16 protein-coding genes are annotated in these 16862 nt (G+C 66.5%); 14 read left to right on the plus strand and 2 right to left on the minus strand.

Going from position 1 to position 16862, the window contains the following annotated elements; all coding sequences use genetic code 11:
- Window position 1: 1 nt before the first annotated feature.
- Genes I6F28_RS33225 through I6F28_RS33290 form a run of 14 tightly spaced genes read left to right on the plus strand, consistent with a single transcriptional unit; the run spans window position 2 to window position 14627 of the window.
- Entirely contained in the window at window positions 2–835 is an 834-nt protein-coding gene (locus I6F28_RS33225) for a phosphoenolpyruvate hydrolase family protein (RefSeq protein ID WP_225131401.1), read from the plus strand.
- 27 nt (window positions 836–862) lie between these two features.
- Complete coding sequence (locus tag I6F28_RS33230; RefSeq protein ID WP_225143101.1) at window positions 863–3781, plus strand: flotillin family protein; 2919 nt, start codon at window positions 863–865, stop codon at window positions 3779–3781.
- A gap of 11 nt (window positions 3782–3792) precedes the next feature.
- Window positions 3793–4230: an SRPBCC family protein gene (locus I6F28_RS33235; RefSeq protein WP_194462973.1), complete on the plus strand. Its 438-nt coding sequence runs from the start codon at window positions 3793–3795 to the stop codon at window positions 4228–4230.
- Window positions 4231–4232: 2 nt separating this feature from the next.
- Window positions 4233–4676 (plus strand): SRPBCC family protein, encoded by a 444-nt coding sequence (locus I6F28_RS33240; protein ID WP_225125945.1) that lies wholly within the window; start codon window positions 4233–4235, stop codon window positions 4674–4676.
- Window positions 4677–4679: 3 nt separating this feature from the next.
- On the plus strand, window positions 4680–5498 hold the full coding sequence (locus I6F28_RS33245; protein ID WP_225143103.1) for an FAD binding domain-containing protein: 819 nt from the start codon (window positions 4680–4682) through the stop codon (window positions 5496–5498).
- A 6-nt stretch (window positions 5499–5504) separates the two neighbouring features.
- The gene (locus I6F28_RS33250; RefSeq protein WP_036023772.1) at window positions 5505–5981 is read left to right on the plus strand and encodes a (2Fe-2S)-binding protein; all 477 of its coding nucleotides are present in this window, start codon (window positions 5505–5507) and stop codon (window positions 5979–5981) included.
- A gap of 9 nt (window positions 5982–5990) precedes the next feature.
- Entirely contained in the window at window positions 5991–7613 is a 1623-nt protein-coding gene (locus I6F28_RS33255) for a xanthine dehydrogenase family protein molybdopterin-binding subunit (protein WP_225143105.1), read from the plus strand.
- The gene (locus I6F28_RS33260; RefSeq protein ID WP_036013333.1) at window positions 7614–8636 is read left to right on the plus strand and encodes a xanthine dehydrogenase family protein molybdopterin-binding subunit; all 1023 of its coding nucleotides are present in this window, start codon (window positions 7614–7616) and stop codon (window positions 8634–8636) included.
- A gap of 10 nt (window positions 8637–8646) precedes the next feature.
- A complete protein-coding gene (locus tag I6F28_RS33265) occupies window positions 8647–9528 on the plus strand; it encodes an AAA family ATPase (RefSeq protein ID WP_225143106.1) in 882 nt (293 codons plus the stop codon).
- Window positions 9525–10643: a vWA domain-containing protein gene (locus I6F28_RS33270; RefSeq protein ID WP_225143108.1), complete on the plus strand. Its 1119-nt coding sequence runs from the start codon at window positions 9525–9527 to the stop codon at window positions 10641–10643. The genes I6F28_RS33265 and I6F28_RS33270 overlap by 4 nt, the downstream gene beginning before the upstream one ends.
- Window positions 10640–11524 (plus strand): amidohydrolase family protein, encoded by an 885-nt coding sequence (locus I6F28_RS33275; protein ID WP_225143110.1) that lies wholly within the window; start codon window positions 10640–10642, stop codon window positions 11522–11524. Before I6F28_RS33270 ends, I6F28_RS33275 begins: the two co-directional genes overlap by 4 nt.
- A 30-nt stretch (window positions 11525–11554) precedes the next feature.
- Window positions 11555–12403, plus strand: a complete 849-nt coding sequence (locus I6F28_RS33280) for an MBL fold metallo-hydrolase (RefSeq protein ID WP_036023756.1) — start codon at window positions 11555–11557, stop codon at window positions 12401–12403.
- Window positions 12404–12422: 19 nt separating this feature from the next.
- Window positions 12423–13997, plus strand: a complete 1575-nt coding sequence (locus I6F28_RS33285; protein WP_225143112.1) for an isochorismatase family protein — start codon at window positions 12423–12425, stop codon at window positions 13995–13997.
- A 3-nt stretch (window positions 13998–14000) separates the two neighbouring features.
- Window positions 14001–14627: an FMN-dependent NADH-azoreductase gene (locus tag I6F28_RS33290; protein WP_036023751.1), complete on the plus strand. Its 627-nt coding sequence runs from the start codon at window positions 14001–14003 to the stop codon at window positions 14625–14627.
- 27 nt (window positions 14628–14654) lie between these two features.
- Here the strand turns inward: I6F28_RS33290 and hydA are convergent, their stop codons facing one another.
- Window positions 14655–16115 (minus strand): dihydropyrimidinase, encoded by a 1461-nt coding sequence (gene hydA / locus I6F28_RS33295; RefSeq protein ID WP_225143114.1) that lies wholly within the window; start codon window positions 16113–16115, stop codon window positions 14655–14657.
- The gene (locus tag I6F28_RS33300; RefSeq protein WP_225143116.1) at window positions 16076–16816 is read right to left on the minus strand and encodes a maleate cis-trans isomerase family protein; all 741 of its coding nucleotides are present in this window, start codon (window positions 16814–16816) and stop codon (window positions 16076–16078) included. The genes hydA and I6F28_RS33300 overlap by 40 nt, the downstream gene beginning before the upstream one ends.
- Window positions 16817–16862: the final 46 nt, after the last annotated feature.

The following is a 16862-nucleotide window of genomic DNA, read 5'->3' on the forward strand; positions in this document are numbered from 1 at the left end:
GATGGCCAGGTTTGAACGCGCGGCGCTGCTGAAAAAGTTTCGCGACATGGCAAGGCGCGGCGAGCCGATCGTCGGCGGCGGCGCCGGCACCGGGCTCTCAGCCAAATGCGAGGAAGCCGGCGGCGTCGACCTCATCGTCATCTACAATTCCGGCCGCTATCGCATGGCCGGGCGCGGCTCGCTCGCGGGCCTGATGGCGTATGGCGATGCCAACGCCATCGTGCTGGAAATGGCGAACGAAGTGCTCCCCGTGGTCGGCCAGACCCCGGTGCTGGCGGGCGTCAACGGCACCGATCCCTTCCGCGACATGGACGTCTTTCTCGACCAGCTGAAGGCGCTCGGGTTTGCCGGCGTCCAGAACTTTCCGACCGTCGGCCTGATCGACGGTACCTTCCGCGCCAATCTCGAAGAGACCGGCATGTCCTACGCGCTCGAGATCGACATGATCGCCAAGGCACACGACAAGGACATGCTGACCACGCCCTACGTGTTCAGCGAGAAGGAAGCGGCGGCGATGGCGATCGCCGGCGCTGACATCATCGTCTGCCACATGGGCCTGACGACCGGCGGCACGATCGGTGCGCAAACCGCCTTGAGGCTCAAGGACTGCCCGGCGCGGATCGACACCTGGGCCAGCGCCGCGCTCAGCGTCAATCCGGACATCCTGGTGCTGGCGCATGGCGGCCCGATCGCCGATCCCGCGGACGCCGATTTCATCATGAAGAACACCCGTCATTGCCACGGCTTCTACGGGGCGTCCTCGATGGAGCGGCTGCCGGTGGAGCGGGCGCTGACGGAACAGGTGCGGCAATTCAAGGCGATCGGCGCGCGATAAGGCCTGATTGGTTCGAGGGAGGGAAAGATGTCAGGGATGTTGGTCGGTGAATTGATCCTCTGGCTGATCGTCGCGATCATCGTAATCGTGGTTGGCGTCTATATCGTGAACTGGCTGTACCACCGCTCCTCCAAGGAGACCTCGTTCGTCCGCACCGGCTTCCTCGGCGAACGCGTGGTGATCAATGGCGGCGCCTTCGTGCTGCCGTTCATCCACGACTACACCCCCGTCAACATGAACGTGCTGCCGATGGGCATCGTGCGTTCGAAGCAGGATGCCGTGATCACCCGCGACCGCATGCGCGTCGACATCGAGGCCGACTTCTATGTCCGCGTGCAGCCGACCCGGGAGGCCGTCTCGATTGCCGCTGCGACACTCGGCCGCCGCACCCTGGAACCCGGGCAGCTCCACGCGCTTCTCGCCGGCAAGTTCATCTCCGCGATCCGCTCGGTCGCTTCCGAGATGACCATGGAGGAGATGCACGAGCGTCGCGGCGACTACGTCGCGCGGGTCAAGACCGAAGCGGCGGAAGCTCTCGCCCAAAACGGCCTCGAGCTGGAATCGGTTGCGATCACCGATCTCGACCAGACCGATCTCGAGTTCTTCAACCCTTCGAACCGCTTCGACGCCGAAGGCCTGACGCGGTTGATGGAGGACATCGAGGCCAGGCGGAAGCTGCGCAACGACATCGAGCAGGATTCGATGATCAAGATCCGCTCCCGCAACCTGGAAGCCGAGCGGCAGGCGCTGGAGATCGAGCGCGAGAGCGAGACCGCACGCCTGGAGCAGGAACGCGACATCGAGATGCGCCGCGCGCTTCAGCGCACCGAAGTCGCCCGCGAGCGGGCCCTGCGCGAGACCGAGGCCGAACAAGCACAGATTTCCGCCCGCGAAGCCATCGAGCGCGCCCGCATCGCCAATGAGCAAGCGATCGCCGAGGCCCGCATCGCCTCCGAGCGCGAGACCCGCCAGAAGGAGATCGAACGGACCCGCACGATCGAGGAGAAGGAGCTGCTGGCGCGCGAGGAGATCGAGAAGACAAGGATCGCCAACCAGCGCTCGATCGATACCACACGCATCGCTTCGGAACGCGAAGTCCGCCAGCGCGAGATCGAGCGGATGCGCACAGTCGAGGAAGCCGAGATCGCCGCGCGCGAGGCAATCGAGAAAGCCCGCATCCAGCAGGACCGCGTCGTCACCGACGCCCGCATCGCCAACGAGGAAGAGACGCGGCGCCGCGAGATCGAGCGGACGCGCGCGGTCGACGAGGCCGAGATTGCCGCACGCGAGGCCACCGAAAAGGCGCGCATCGCCCAGACGCTGATCGTCAATGTCGAGCGTATCTCCTCGGACGAGCGCACCCGCGCGCTGGAAATCCAGCAGGTGCGGACCATCCAGGAGGCCGAGATCGAAGCGCAGCGCGCGGTCGAGGCCGCCCGCATCGCCCGAGAGCGGACGCTCGCCGCCGAGCGCATCGCCGCCGAGCAGAGCACGCGGCAGCTGGAGATCGAGCGCAACCAGGCGCTCGATGTCGCCGGCATTGCGGCGCGCGAGACCACGGAAGCCTCGCGCATCGCCCAGGAGGAGCGCGTGCGCTCCCTGGAGATCGCCCGCAACCGCGCCGTCGAGGAAGCTGACATCGCCTCGCGCGAGGCGATCGAGGCGGCCCGCATCGCCCAGGAAAAGGCGGTTGCGGCCGAGCGCATCCAGGCCGAACGGGAGACGCGCGCGCTCGAAATCGAGCGGACCGGCGTCCTCGAGGCGGCCGAGCTGAAGCGGCGCGACGCCATCGAGCGGCAGCGCATCACGGTCGACCTGGCGCTCGAGGCCGAGCGCATCAATTCCTCCAAGAAGCGCGAAGTGCTCAACATCGAGCAGAAGAAGGCGATCGAGATCGCGGACGAGGACCGCGTCATCGCGCTGTCGACCAAGAAGTCCGAGCGGATCGACGCCGACCGCCAGGTCCGGCAGGCCGAGATCGTGGCGCGCAAGGAGGTCGAGACCACCGACGTTTCGCGCGAGCAGGCGCTGGAGGCCGCCCGCATCGAGCGGCGCCGCGCCATCGAGCAGCTCGAGGTCGCCCGCGTCCAGTCGCTCCAGGAGGCCGAGATAGCTGCGCGCGAGGAAGTCGAGCGTGCCCGCATCGCCTCCGACCGCGGCCTCGACGAGGCCCGCATCGGCCGCGAGCGCGAGCTGCGCAAGCTCGAGGTCAATCGTGAGAAGGACGTCGAGACGGTGCTGATGGAGAAGGCCATCGCCATCCATCAGAAGTCGCTGGAGGAGTCGGCCGCGCGCGCAGCCGCCGAGGAGGCGCGGATCCGGGCGACCGAAGCCGCCGAGCGCGTCGTCACCGCCCGCGAGAGCGAGATCGCCAAACGGCGCAAGACCGTCGAGGTTCTGCTGGCGGAGAAGCAGGCCGAAGAGACCCGCATCGCCGCCGAAGCCGAGCGCGTGCGCGCCGCGGTCGAAGCCGAAGCGCAACGCATGCTGAACGAAGCCGAGAACGTGCTGACCGACCAGGCACGCTACTCGCTGTTCCGCAGAAAGCTGCTCGACCGCATCGAGGGCATCGTGCGCGAGAGCGTCAAGCCGATGGAGAAGATCGAAGGCATCCGCATCCTCCAGGTCGACGGCCTCAACGGCAACGGCCACGGCAACGGCAATGGCGGCCGCAGCGCCACCGACGAGGTGATCGACTCGGCGCTGCGCTACCGCGTCCAGGCGCCGCTGATCGACTCCATCCTGTCCGACATCGGCGTCGAAGGCGGCAGCCTGGCCAAGATGCCGGGACTGATCCGCGAGGCCCGTGACATGCAGGGCATCAAGGAGGCCGCGCGCAAGGGCGGCGGCGGAGGTGGTGGCGGTGGTGACAAGCCGGCCGCCGCTCCGCCTGCGACTGAGGGCGGCGAGCCGCCCGCCGAGCGCGGGCCACGGAAGAAGAGCTGAGGTCTTAAGCAATGGCCCGCGTCTACGTCTCCACCGTCGTCAACGCCCGCAACGACCGCGTCTGGGCGCGGGTGCGCGATTTCAATGGCCTGCCGAACTGGCATCCGGCCATAGCCGAAAGCCGGATCGAGGGCGGCGAGCCCGCCGACAAGATCGGCTGTGTCCGGGATTTCCGCCTGCGCAACGGCGACCGCATCCGCGAGAAGCTGCTCGGCCTCTCCGATTACGACATGTTCTGCACCTACTCGATCCTGGAATCGCCGATGGGCGTCGAGAACTACGTCGCCACCCTGCGCCTGACGCCCGTCACCGACGGCGACCAGACCTTTGTGGAATGGACCGCGGAATTCGACTGCGCGCCGGAACGTGAAACCGAGCTCGTCAACAACATCGGCGGCGGCGTGTTTCAGGGCGGTTTCGACGCCCTGAAACGCGTGTTCGGAGGCTAGCCGTGCCGCATATCGTCAAGAGCACGATCCTGAACGCACCGACGGACGCGGTGTGGGACGTGCTGCGCGATTTCAACGGGCACGACCGCTGGCACCCGGCGGTTGCGACCTCCTCCATCGAACGCGCGCAATCCGCCGACAAGATCGGCTGCGTGCGACGGTTCAAGCTGAATGACGGCTCGGAGCTCCGAGAGCAGCTGCTGGCACTGTCCGACCTGGAACAGACCTTCAGCTATTGCCTGCTCGATACGCCGGTCCCGATGTTCAACTACGTCGCGCATGTCCGGCTGCTGCCGGTGACCGACGGTGACCGCACCTTCTGGCACTGGGAATCGCGGTTCACGACGAAGCCGGAGGACAAGGACCGCATCACCCACATGGTCGCGGAAGACATCTATCAGGCCGGATTCGAAGCGATCCGCCGCCATCTGAAGGAGGCCGCTTAAGCCATGGCCGTGACGGTAAAGACCTTTACGAATGCGAGCGAGGCGGCTGGCGCGCTGTCGTCGGACCGGAGCGCGCGCTATCTCGGCGGCGGCACGCTGGTGATGCGGGCGCTGAACGAAGGCGACGTCTCGATCTCGACGATCGTCCGGGCGCAGGACCAGGCGCTGACCCGGATCGATGCGTCCGGTCCGCGCATCACGCTCGGTGCCGGAATCACCTTCGCGCGCGTGCTCGCCGAGCGCGACCTCGCCTTCCTGCATGCGCCTGCCCGATCGATCGGCGGTCCCGCCGTGCGCAACATGGGCACGGTCGGCGGCAATCTGTTCGCGCCGAACCCTTACGGCGATTTCACCGTGGCGCTGCTGGCGCTGGATGCCACGGTCGCCGTGCAAGGCGGCTTCGGCTCGCGCGATATTCCGATCGAGGAGTTTCTGCAGGGGCGCGAGCGTCAGGCCGGAACTTTGGTGCTGTCGGTGTCCTGCACGCGGCCGGCAAGCAGCGAGGCGTTCCGATATCGCAAGATCGCGCGCATCAAGCCGAAGGGCGGCTCGGTGATCACGCTTGCCGCGCATCTGCCGGTCAGCGGCGGACGGATCGCGGGTGCACGGATTGCGCTAGGCTCGATGGCGCCGACCCAGATCCGCGCTCGCGCCGCCGAGCGCGCGCTGGAGGGCCGCTCGCTGGATGCGGCGACCATCGCAGCTGCGGCCTCTGCCGCCACAGAAGGAACATCGCCCTCAGACAACGCGCTCGGCAGCGCCTGGTATCGCCGCGAGATCGTCGGCGTGCATCTGCGGCGCCTGCTGTCGGGACAGGAATAGCTCGCCATGACAAAAATCCCTCTGCAGTTTCGCCACAACGGCCGCGACGTCGCGATCTTCGTCGACGGCGGCACCAACCTGCTCGTCGCGCTGCGCGAGCTGATCGGCGACATGACGCCGAAATTCGGCTGCGGCCAGGGTGGCTGCGGCACATGCAGCGTGCTGATCGATGGCGAGCTTCACCTCTCCTGCCTGACGCTCGCCGAGACGGTCGCGGGCCGCTCGGTCGAGACGCTCGACGGCATGAAGCAAGGCCCGAACCTGCATCCGCTGCAGCGCGCCTTTGCCGACAATTTCGCCGCCCAGTGCGGCTATTGCACGCCGGGCATGCTGATGGCCGCAAAGGCGCTGCTCGACCGCAATCCCGCCCCAAGCCGCGCCGACGTGATCGAGGCGATTTCCGGCAATATCTGCCGCTGCACCGGCTACGAGCCGATCATCAATGCCATCCTCGCCGCCGCGGGCGGCCGGGCAAGCGCCTGAGGTCAGACCATGCTGGAACTGCGCAAGGACATCTTCGCCGACGAGCGCGACGACAATCTCAAGGAGATCGGCAAGGGCACGCAGCGTCAGGACATGCTCGGCCACATCACGGGCACGTCCAGCTATTTCAACGACCACAAGCTGCAGGGCATGCTGCACCTGAAGGTCGTGCGTTCGACCCAGGCCCATGCAAGGCTGCGCCGCATCGATACCACCGAGGCCGAGCGCTCGGCCGGCGTGCGCCGGATCATCCGCGGCGCGGACGTGCCGCGCAATCTCAACACGCTGCTCAGCCTGATCAACTTCGGCAAGGATGACGAGCCGTCGCTGGCGGTCGACAAGGTCCGCTACAAGGGCGAGCCGATTCTCGCCATCGTCGCCGACAGCGAGCGCGAGGCGTTCGAGGCGATCGCAAAGATCAAGATCGACTACGAGCCGCTGCCGACCGTGTTCGACGTCGAGGACGCGCTGAAGCCCGGCGCCCCTGTGGTCAACGAGACCTATCCGAAGAACGCCTTCATCTATCACGACGTCTATGATCACCAGCGCCTGCGCTTTGGCGATGCCGATGCGGCGCTCGCGGCCGCCGACCACGTGCTCGAGCAGCGCTACCAGATGTCGCCGATCGAGCACGCGCCGACCGAGACGAACGGCGCCATCGCCGCACCCGACACCAACGGCCGCTACATCGTCTACACCTCGACGCAGGCGTTGTTCTTCTCGGTCGACACCTGCGCCAAGATTTTGGACGTGCCCTCCAACACCTTCCACTTCATCGGCGGCACGGTCGGCGGCGGCTTTGGCGGCAAGGTCGATACCTTGACCGAACCGCTCGCGATCCTCGGCGCCATGCTGACAGGGCGCCCGGTGCGCTACGTGTTCGGTCGCGAGGAGGAGATGCAATACGGCCCGCCGCGCGGCGCCGAGCGCATCTACATCAAGGACGGCGTGATGCGCGACGGCCGCATCGTCGCCCGCAAGATCCGCGCCTATTTCGACAGCGGCGCCTATACGCGGCTGTCGAGCTATGCCGCCGTGAAATGCGCCGCGCACCTGCCGGGCCCCTACACCATCCCGAACGTCTATGGCGACGTCTATTGCGTCTTCACCAACCGCACGCCGGCGACCGCCATGCGCGGCTTCGGCGTCACTGCGATGGACTTCGCCATCGAATGTCAGATGGACAAGCTCGCAAACCTCGTCGGCGTGGACCCGATGGAGTTCCGGATCCTGAACGCCTATCGCGACGGCGACATGAAGGCGCACCGGCGCGAAGCCAAGAACACGGCTCTGATCGAGTGCGTCCAGGTTGCGGCGGAAAAAGCCAAATGGCCAATCCGCGACGAGTTCAGGCGCGCCTCCTCGCGCAAGGACGGCGGCGGCAGCCGCGCCGTGATCCCGCCCACACCGACGGATTCGCGCAGCCGGCCCGCTGCGCCTGCGCAGCAGCGAACGAGCTATGACCGCGCCCCGATGACGGCGACACGGGAGCCACCGCGCGAGCCACCGCCGCCGGCGCCGCCTCCTCCCGCGCCGCCTCCTCCCGCGCCGCCTCCTCCCGCGCCGCGCCCGGCCGCGCCGTCGCACGGCGCCACCCGTTTCTCCTCCGTCTTCGGCACCAGGAGGCGCTAAATGACCCGGCATCGCGGACGCGGGATGGCGTCGATCAATTATCCCATCGGCATGAATCTCGGCGGCGATCCGAGCCAGGCGCTGGTGCATTCCAATCCCAGCGGCAAGTTCACCGTAGCGCTGTCGTCGATCGACCTCGGCCAGGGCATGAAATCGGTGACGCGGCAGATCTGCGCGGAGACGCTCGGCGTGCCGGTCGAGGACGTCTATGTCGACACCGCGGATTCCGACACCGGCCCGCATTGCATGGGCTCGTTCGCCTCCCGCGGCACCCATCGCGTCGGCAACGCCGTGATGGCTGCGGCGCGCGAGGCGCGCGGCGTGATGATGGAGGCCGCCGCCGAGGAGCTCGAGGTCAACGCCGCCGATCTCGAGACCGACGGGCGCGGCAACATCCATGTCAAAGGCGCGCCGCACCGCTCGATCTCGACAAAGGACGTGGCCATTGCCGCGCAGTTCAAACAGGGCAAGACCATCTCCGGCCGAGGCATCTTCCTGGTGCCGCTCTCCAACGTCGACCCTGAAACGGGCGAGATGTCGCCGGCAACCTGCTATGCCCATGCCTGCCTTGTCGCCGAGGTCGAGGTGGACGATGAGACCGGCGAGGTCGCGATGGTCCGGATGGACTCGGCTTACGAGCTCGGCCGTGCGCTCAATCCGCGCCTCGTCGAGCAGCAGCTGGTCGGCGGCGCTTGGATGGGCGTCAGCCACGCCCTCTACGAGACGCCGGAGCCGTACTATCCCGATCCTGTCCACGGGCCCCGCGACTTCGTCGAATATCTGATGCCCGGTCCCGGCGACATCTGTCCGCATGATATCGCCGTGCTGGAGCGCCCCGCCCCTGACGGTCCGTTCGGGGGAAAAGGCCCTGGCGAGATGTGCGCCAATCCGGTGCTGCCCGCGGTGGCGAATGCGATCTTCAACGCGGTCGGCGTGCGGATCGACGACCTGCCGATCACGCCCGAGAAAGTGCTGCGCGCGATCAAGGCCCAAGGCGGCGCGCGGCCGCAGGCGCGGCGTTAGAGGATCGGCCGTGGCGGTTCGCAGCAACATCGTCGGCATCGACAGCCCGGAGGCGCTGGAGCGGGCGCTGCGGGCGGCCTATTATCTCGCCGACGAAGGGCTCGCGACCGCCGCCTATCTCGGCCTCGCGCTCGGCAAGCCGCTGCTGCTCGAAGGCGCGCCCGGCGTCGGCAAGACGGAGGCCGCCAAAGCCATCGCCGCCGTGCTCGGCCGCCGCCTGATCCGCCTGCAATGCTACGAGGGCATCGACGCCTCTGCCGCGCTCTATGAGTGGAACTATCCACGCCAGATGCTGGCGATCCGTCAGGCCGGGGACGAGAGCATCGACATCTATGGCGAGACGTTCTTGATCGAGCGGCCGATGCTGGCGGCCCTGCGCGCACCTGATTCCACCGTGCTCCTGATCGATGAAATCGACCGCGCCGATCAGGAGTTCGAGGCCTTCCTGCTCGAATTCCTCTCCGACTTCCAGATCTCGATTCCCGAGCGCGGCACGGTCCGCGCGGCCGAGCGGCCGGTGGTCGTGCTCACCTCGAACCGGACCCGCGATCTGCACGAAGCCTTGCGCCGCCGCTGCGTCTATCACTGGATCGATTATCCGACGGCGGAGCGCGAGGCACGCATCATCATGATGCGCGCCTCCAGCGTCGCCGAAACCACGGCCCGCGCCGTCGTCGCGGCCGTCGAGAGATTGCGGCGTGAACCGCTGAGCAAGGCCCCCGGCATCGCCGAAGCCGTCGACTGGGCCGAGGCCGCGACCCTCCTCAACAAGGGCGGCGCGCGCTGGCCTGATGCCTTCAAACGCTCGATCGGCGTGGCGCTGAAGGACGAAGAGGACCTGCACTTCATCGCGCCGCGGATCGATGCCATGCTCGCGGAGGCGACCGCATGAGAAACGAGCCGCAGCTCCCGCGCGCTGCCCGCACCTTTGTTTCCTTCGTCGCCCTGCTGCGCGCCAACGGCTTCGCCGTCGCGCCGGAGCAGACCACCGCGTTCCTCGCCGCGATCGCGCTGCTCGGACCGCGCAAGCTCGAGGACATCAAGCAATCTGCGCTCGCCACCCTCGCCCCTCCGCCCGAGCGCCGCGCCACCTTCGATCGGCTGTTCGACCTGCATTTCCGCGGCAGCGAGGCGATCGAGCGTGCCGACGACGGCGAGGACGACGAGACCGTCCGTCTGCAGGAGGAAGGTCGCGGCGACGAGGAGCCCCTGCTCTCCGACGAGGCCAACGAATCCGGCCTGACTGCATCGCGCACTGAGGTGCTGGTCGAGCGCCGCTTCGTGCAGCTATCCACGACCGATGCCCTCCGACGCCTGGCACGCGAGGCCCCGCGGCGCCTGCCGCGGCGGCGCGGGCACCGCCGCATGCGGGCGCGCCGCGGCCCCTTTGCCGACCTCCGCCGCACCTTACGCGACTCTGTCCGCAGCGACGGCGAGATCCTGCGGCTCGGCCACATGAAGCGGCGGCAACGGCCGCGCAAGGTGTTGCTGCTGATCGACGTCTCCGGCTCGATGAAAAGCCGCACCGAGGAGAATATGAAGCTTGCGCATGCGCTGGTGCAGGCCGCGCCCAATGTCGAGGTCTTCACCTTCGGCACGCGGCTGACCCGTGTCACGCGTGCACTGCGTCTGAAACGGCGCGAGCAGGCGCTGAGCGCCGCGGCACATCTGGTCAGCGACTGGGACGGCGGCACTCGGATCGGCGACGCGCTGCAAGCGTTCCTGGCGGTCCCGCGGTTCGGCGGCTACGCCCGCGGCGCCGCTGTGATCATCATCTCCGACGGGCTCGAGCGTGGAGAGCCGGACGCCCTTCGCGACGCTGTCGCGAAACTATCGCGGCGGGCCTGGCGCCTGAGCTGGCTGACGCCGCTCGCGACAGGCCCCGCGTTCCGTCCGCAGACAGAAGCGCTGGTCGCGATCGAACGCTTCGTCGACGATCTCGTGGACGGCGGGTCGAGCGCATCGATCGTCGCCCACGTCCTGGCACTGGGAAGGAGAGCTGCGTGAGCAAGATTGTCGACGGCCATCATCACATCTGGCGGCAGGCCGATCTGCCCTGGCTGACCGGTCCCATGCAGCCCCGCATCTTCGGACCGTACGAGCCAATCCGGCGCGATTATCCGATCCAGGAATATCTCGACGATCTCAAGGACAGCGACGTCACCCGTTCCGTCTATGTGCAGACCAATTGGGCGCCCGAGCATTTTGAGGAGGAAGCAGCGTGGGTACAGCGTACCTCCGACGAACATGGCTGGCCGCACGCCATCGTTGCCTACGCCAATTTCGCGGCCGAGGACGTCCGTCCGCAGCTCGACCGCCTCAATCGTTATCCGCTACTGCGCGGGGTGCGCATGCAGCTGCATTGGCACGAGAACCCGCTCTATCGCTTCGCAGCGCGTCCGGATCTCTGCACCGACCCGACGATCCGTCGCAATGTCGCACGTCTTTCCGATTACGGCTGGAGCTTCGATTTGCAGGTGTTCACGCCGCAGATGCCGGATGCTGCGCAGCTGGCCGAATCCTGTCCCGGCGTGACCTTCATCCTCCAGCATGCCGGCATGCTCGAGGATCTCTCGCCGGCTGGACGGGCGGCCTGGCGCGCCGGGATGGCCCGGCTCGCGAGTTGTCCGAACGTGGTCTCGAAACTGTCCGGGCTCGGCACCTTCATCCATCGCAACGATCCCGCGCATATCGCCGCCGTGCTCACTGATACCGTCGCGATCTTCGGCGCCGAGCGCTGCCTGTTCGGCTCCAATTTTCCGATCGAGAAATTGTGGACCAGTTATCGCGAGCTCGTCGCAGCCTTTCGCGACGCCGCCGCCCCGTTCAGTGCGGAGCAGCAGGATGCGATCTTCAGGACGACGGCGACGCGCGTCTATCGGCTTTGACAGACAAGAAACGAGACGGGAGGGAAACGAATGGCGCTGGAGATCAAGATCCTGGACTACGGCGATATCGAGCTGGAATCGAGCTTCCTGGTGCTCGGCCGCGACTGCGGCCGCACCCGCCGCGTCCTCACGCTCGGCTTTTTGATCCTCGGCGGCAAATATCCTGTCGTGGTCGACACCGGCTATCGCTCCAACCAGATCATGGAGACGCTGGGCATGCGCGGGCTCCAGTATCATGAGAACATGATCGAGAACCAGCTCGCGCGCCACGGCGTTCGCATGGGCGACGTTCGCTTCGTCTGCCACACGCATTTGCATATCGACCATGCCGGCAAGGACGACCTGTTTCCGATGAACACGACCGTCGTGCTCAACCGCAAGGAGCTCGAATATTCCGTCTCCGGCCTGATGCATCCGCAATATCCCGCGCCAGACATCAAGCACCTGATCGACCGGCTGCATACCAAGAGCGCACTGCGCTTCCTGGACCTCGAGATCACCGGGCCGATCGAGCTGATGCCCGGCGTCTATTGCGACGCCGCCAACGCGCACACCGAGGGCTCGATGAACATCATCGTCGAGACCGCCGACGGCATCGCCACCATCTGCGGCGACGTGATCTACGACTTCAACGACCAGATCGTCACGCCCTTCCATGAGATCCACGATTGGGAGCCGCGTACCACCGGCAACCATGGCACCACCAAGCGCGCGGAAAAGGCGGCGATCAAAAAGCTGCTGAGCAGCTCGCGTTACCTGCTCCCGGTCCACGACCGTCCCGCCAAGATCGAAGGCGGCAATGTCGTGGGGCGTCTGCACGATCAAGTCCCTGGCCCGATCGTGCAGTCGCTGCCCGAGCGCAACTGGTTCCCGGCTTGACGTTGTCGAGGATCGACCGATGACGCATGTGACGTTGCGAAGCGAGTTCGAAACCCTGATCGACCCCTATGCGCCGGTCGCACAGATCGGCACCGGCTTCGACTTCACGGAAGGGCCGATCTGGCATCCGGTCGATCATTATCTGCTGTTCTCGGACATGCCGGCCGACGTGCGGCGGCGCTGGGATGCGCGGCGCGGGGTCGTCGAGGTCAAACGCCCGTCGAACAAATGCAACGGCATGACCTATGACGCCGAGCTCAATTTGATCGTCTGCGAGCACGCGACCTCGTCGCTGATCCGCGAACGCCCGGACGGACGGCGCGAGGTGCTGGCCTCGCATTTCGGCGGCCAGGAGCTCAACAGCCCGAACGACGTCTGCGTGCACTCATCCGGCGCGATCTATTTCTCCGATCCATGGTATGGCCGCATGCCGGTCTATGGCGTCGAACGGCCGCGCCAGCTCGGCTTCCAGGGCGTCTACCGCGTCGTGCCGGGCGGCGAGCCGAAGCTCGTGGTCGAGCGCAATCTGTTCGACCAGCCGAACGGGTTGTGCTTCTCGCCGGACGAGAGGCTGCTCTATGTCAACGACACCGTGCAAGCCCTGATCCGCGTGTTCGACGTCAACAGCGATGGTTCGCTGTCCAATGCGCGCGTGTTTGCGAGCGGCATCAAGTCCGAGCTCGAGCTCGGTCTGCCCGACGGCATGAAGTGCGATCAGCACGGCAATGTCTGGGTCACCGCGCCCGGCGGCGTCTGGGTCTATTCGCCGCGCGGCGAACTGCTCGGCAAGGTCCGCGTGCCGGAGCTGGTCGCCAACCTCGCCTGGGGCGGGCCGGATTTCCGCACGCTCTATCTCACCTCGACGCACTCGGTGTATGCGATCCCGACCCGGGTCGGCCCGCGGCATGAGCCCTATATGAGCGGCAGGCGCGCTGGCGGCGGAACAAGCCCGGGCTCATCGCCAGCCGCACCTATTCTGACCGAGGGCGAGATGCGCCTCGATCCGCAACGCTGCGCCATGATCATTCAGGATCTCCAGAACGACGTCATCATGGACGGCGGGGCTTTCGCCGAGTCGGGCGCGCCGGGTCACGCCAAGCAGCAGCATGTCGTGGAGAATGTGCGGCGCCTGGCGGAAGCCGCCCGCGCCCGCGGCGTCACCATCATCCATGTCTGGTTCGTGGTCGAGCCCGGCGCGCCCGGCGTCACACTGAACGCTCCGCTGTTCGAAGGTCTCGTCGACAGCAAGGCGATGGTGCGCGGAAGCTGGGGCGCGGCTCCCGTTTCAGGTCTCGAGCCACGGCCCGGCGATTTCGTGGTCGAGAAGATGCGGATGAGCGCCTGGGAAGGCACGCGGCTGGAGACGATCCTGAAAGCGACCGGCCGCGACATGATCATCAATACCGGCGCCTGGACCAACATGTCGATCGAGCACACCGCGCGGACCGGCGCTGACAAGGGCTATTTCATGATCGTGCCCGAGGATTGCTGCTCGACCATGAATGCCGACTGGCACAATGCCTCGATCAACTTCGCCATGCAGAACGTCGCGGTCGTGACCAGGGCCGACGCCGTGATCCGAGCGCTGGGATGAGCTGTGGCAAAGCTCCTGCACTTGTCCTGCTCGCCGCGTGCCGAGGCCGAATCGACAGCCGGCGCGCGGGTCTTTCTCGATGGCTTCCGCCAGGCCCGGCCGGATTGGGACATTGATGTCGTGGACATCTGGCGTGAACGGATGCCGGAATTCACAGGTCCGATCGTCGAGGCCAAATACGCGCGCATGAAGGCTCAGGTCTTCACCGATGCGCAGCGCGACAGCTTTGCCGAGGCCGAGCGAATGGCGTTGCGCTTCTCGCTCGCCGATCGCGTGCTGATCTCGACCCCGATGTGGAACTTCGGCCTTCCCTACAAGCTCAAGCAGTGGTTCGACATCATCGTCCAGCCCGGTCTCACCTTCCGGTTCGATCCGTCGCAGGGATATCTGCCGCTGCTCAAGGACCGGCCGACGCTGGTGATCATCGCCAGCGGCAGCGATTTTGCCACCGGCATGAACCGCGGCCGTATCGATATGGCAACGCCCTACTTACGGGAGATCCTGCGCTTCATCGGGATCAGCAATGTCCGCTTCGTGCTGATCGGTCCAACCACGGGACCACAAGCGCCGATCGATGCCGCCCGCGAACGGGCCCATCAACGTCTCGCTGCAATGGCCGCGACGTTCTGAAGCGCGATGGCGGCGTGTCGAGCCGGATCAGATCAGGCTCGACTTGCCCCGGCTCAGCACCTGGCCTGCGCCTTTGGCGCCGACGATCCGGCCCTCGCTGCAGACCACCTCTCCCCTCGCGATCGTCGTCACCGGCCATCCCGTAACCTCGAAACCTTCCCAGGGCGTGTAATCCGCGCCGTGATGCAGATCGGCCTGCCGGATCGGCTTCTTCAACTTGGCATCCCAGAGAACGATGTCGGCATCGAAGCCGACGCCGATCGAGCCCTTCCGGGGATAGAGACCGTAGATGCGGGCGTGGTTGGTCGCGGTCAGCTGGACGAACTTCTGCAGGGTGATGCGGCCCTTCGAGACGCCTTCGGAGAACAGGATCGGCAGCCGCGTCTCGACGCCGGGGATGCCGTTCGGCACCCAGCGGAACGAGGTACGGGCGTTCGGCGTCAGCTTGCCCTTGGGATCATCGTAGCGGAACGGGCAGTGATCGGACGAGAAGGTCTGGAACACGCCCGACGTAATGCCCTCCCAGATCGCCTCCTGGCTCTCGACATCGCGCGGCGGCGGCGAGCAGACGTATTTCGCGCCCGTAATGTCCATGTTGAGGCCCTTCATGTCGTCGGCCGTCAGCGTGATGTATTGCGGGCAGGTCTCGGCATGAACGGGCAGACCGCGCTGCTGCGCCCAGCGTACCTGCTCCATCGCCTCGCGTCCGGAGACGTGCACGATCATGATGGGAACGCCGATCACCTCGGCATGGCTGATGGCCCGGTGCGTCGCCTCGCGCTCGACCGCCTGCGGCCGCGAGGTGCCGTGATAATACGGCGCGATATGACCTTCGCGCTCCAGCTTGCTGGTCAGGAAACGGATGGCGTCGTAGCCCTCGCAATGGACCATGACCAGCGCCTCCTCGCGGCGCGCGACCTCGAACACTTCGAGCAGCTGCTTGTCGCTGAGCACGAGGTCGTCATAGGTCATGAACACCTTGAACGAGGTGTAGCCGTCCTTGACCAGCGCCGGCAGCTCCTGCCCGAGCACCACGGCAGTCGGATCGGAGATGATGAGATGGAAGGCCGTATCGATGTAGCACTCACCTTCGGCGAGCTTGCGATAGTTCTCGACACAGCTGCGCAGCGAGGTGCCTTTCTCCTGCAGCGCAAAGGGCAGCACCATGGTGTTGCCGCCGGCTGCGGCTGCGCGCGTCGCCGAGGCAAAATCGTCGGCCATCACCACGTCGGGGCCCGAGGGCTGGGAAATATGGACGTGGCTGTCGATGCCGCCCGGCAGCGCCAATAGGCCCGACGCATCGATCTCGCGCGCTGCGCCCGCGATGCTATCGGCGATGCTGACGATGCGGCCGTCGCGAATTCCGATATCAGCGCGAAACTCGTCGCTGGCCGTCACGATGGTGCCGCCGCGGATGGCGAGGTCGAGCTGCGTCACTGATGTCTCCGTCACCTGATATTTGGCATTGTCTGGAAGATCCGTCCCCATTGCGCAAGGGCCGTCACATCGCCGCCGGCGAGGCAGAGGGTCCGCCACAGCGTCACCGCGACCGAATCGAGCACGGCGATATCCAGCTCCCGCTCCAGCGTGGCCGCAAGCGCCGCACCATCGAGATTGGTGCAGAGGATGACGATCGCGTCAGTCCCCTCCGCCGCCACGGCGCGGATCATATCCGTGATCGTCGACGGCGCGACTTCGCCAAAGGAAAAGTTGTCGCGCAAGCCGAGATGCCGCTCGGCATGCGGGGCGATCCCCTCCTCAGCCCAGACGTCGGCAATGCGCCGCTGCACGTCGTCGGTATAGGGCGAGACCAGGCCGACGCGCCTGGCGCCGAGCGCGCGGGCGGCATCGATGCAGGCCAGGGTCGATGTCGTCGCCGGCACATTTGTGCGGGCCGTGATCGCCTCGCACAGGCTGCGGTCGCGGCCGATGCCGAGCCAGCTTGCGGACGTTCCGTTCCAGGCGATCGCGTCGACCTTGGCATCGGCCAGCAGATCTGCCGCCGGCAACATCACCGAGGCATCGAACTGGCTCAGCGCGGCGGCATCGAGCGCGATCTGGGTGACGCGGAAGCGAGAGAAATGCGCGGTGACGCCGGGGGTGCCCGCCAGCATGGCGCTGGTGACGGGCTCGAGCACCGAGTTGGAGGACGGCGTGATCATGCCGAGGCGCTTGCGCATGGCTGACATCGATCACAGTCGCTCCGTTGCCGCAGGGAGCATCAAACGCTCCCTC

This window comes from Bradyrhizobium sp. NBAIM14, from assembly GCF_020193895.1.
GTDB classification, from domain to species: Bacteria; Pseudomonadota; Alphaproteobacteria; order Rhizobiales; family Xanthobacteraceae; genus Bradyrhizobium; species Bradyrhizobium yuanmingense.

What these genes read in the sequence shown, in the direction of transcription:
- I6F28_RS33270 (WP_225143108.1), top strand. Translation starts at nt 9,525, where the DNA reads ATGAGAAACGAGCCGCAGCTCCCGCGCGCTGCCCGCACCTTTGTTTCC.
- I6F28_RS33300 (WP_225143116.1), bottom strand. Translation starts at nt 16,816, where the DNA reads ATGTCAGCCATGCGCAAGCGCCTCGGCATGATCACGCCGTCCTCCAAC.
- I6F28_RS33255 (WP_225143105.1), top strand. Translation starts at nt 5,991, where the DNA reads ATGCTGGAACTGCGCAAGGACATCTTCGCCGACGAGCGCGACGACAAT.
- I6F28_RS33245 (WP_225143103.1), top strand. Translation starts at nt 4,680, where the DNA reads ATGGCCGTGACGGTAAAGACCTTTACGAATGCGAGCGAGGCGGCTGGC.
- I6F28_RS33260 (WP_036013333.1), top strand. Translation starts at nt 7,614, where the DNA reads ATGACCCGGCATCGCGGACGCGGGATGGCGTCGATCAATTATCCCATC.
- I6F28_RS33235 (WP_194462973.1), top strand. Translation starts at nt 3,793, where the DNA reads ATGGCCCGCGTCTACGTCTCCACCGTCGTCAACGCCCGCAACGACCGC.
- I6F28_RS33225 (WP_225131401.1), top strand. Translation starts at nt 2, where the DNA reads ATGGCCAGGTTTGAACGCGCGGCGCTGCTGAAAAAGTTTCGCGACATG.
- I6F28_RS33230 (WP_225143101.1), top strand. Translation starts at nt 863, where the DNA reads ATGTCAGGGATGTTGGTCGGTGAATTGATCCTCTGGCTGATCGTCGCG.
- hydA (WP_225143114.1), bottom strand. Translation starts at nt 16,115, where the DNA reads ATGGGGACGGATCTTCCAGACAATGCCAAATATCAGGTGACGGAGACA.
- I6F28_RS33285 (WP_225143112.1), top strand. Translation starts at nt 12,423, where the DNA reads ATGACGCATGTGACGTTGCGAAGCGAGTTCGAAACCCTGATCGACCCC.
- I6F28_RS33250 (WP_036023772.1), top strand. Translation starts at nt 5,505, where the DNA reads ATGACAAAAATCCCTCTGCAGTTTCGCCACAACGGCCGCGACGTCGCG.
- I6F28_RS33280 (WP_036023756.1), top strand. Translation starts at nt 11,555, where the DNA reads ATGGCGCTGGAGATCAAGATCCTGGACTACGGCGATATCGAGCTGGAA.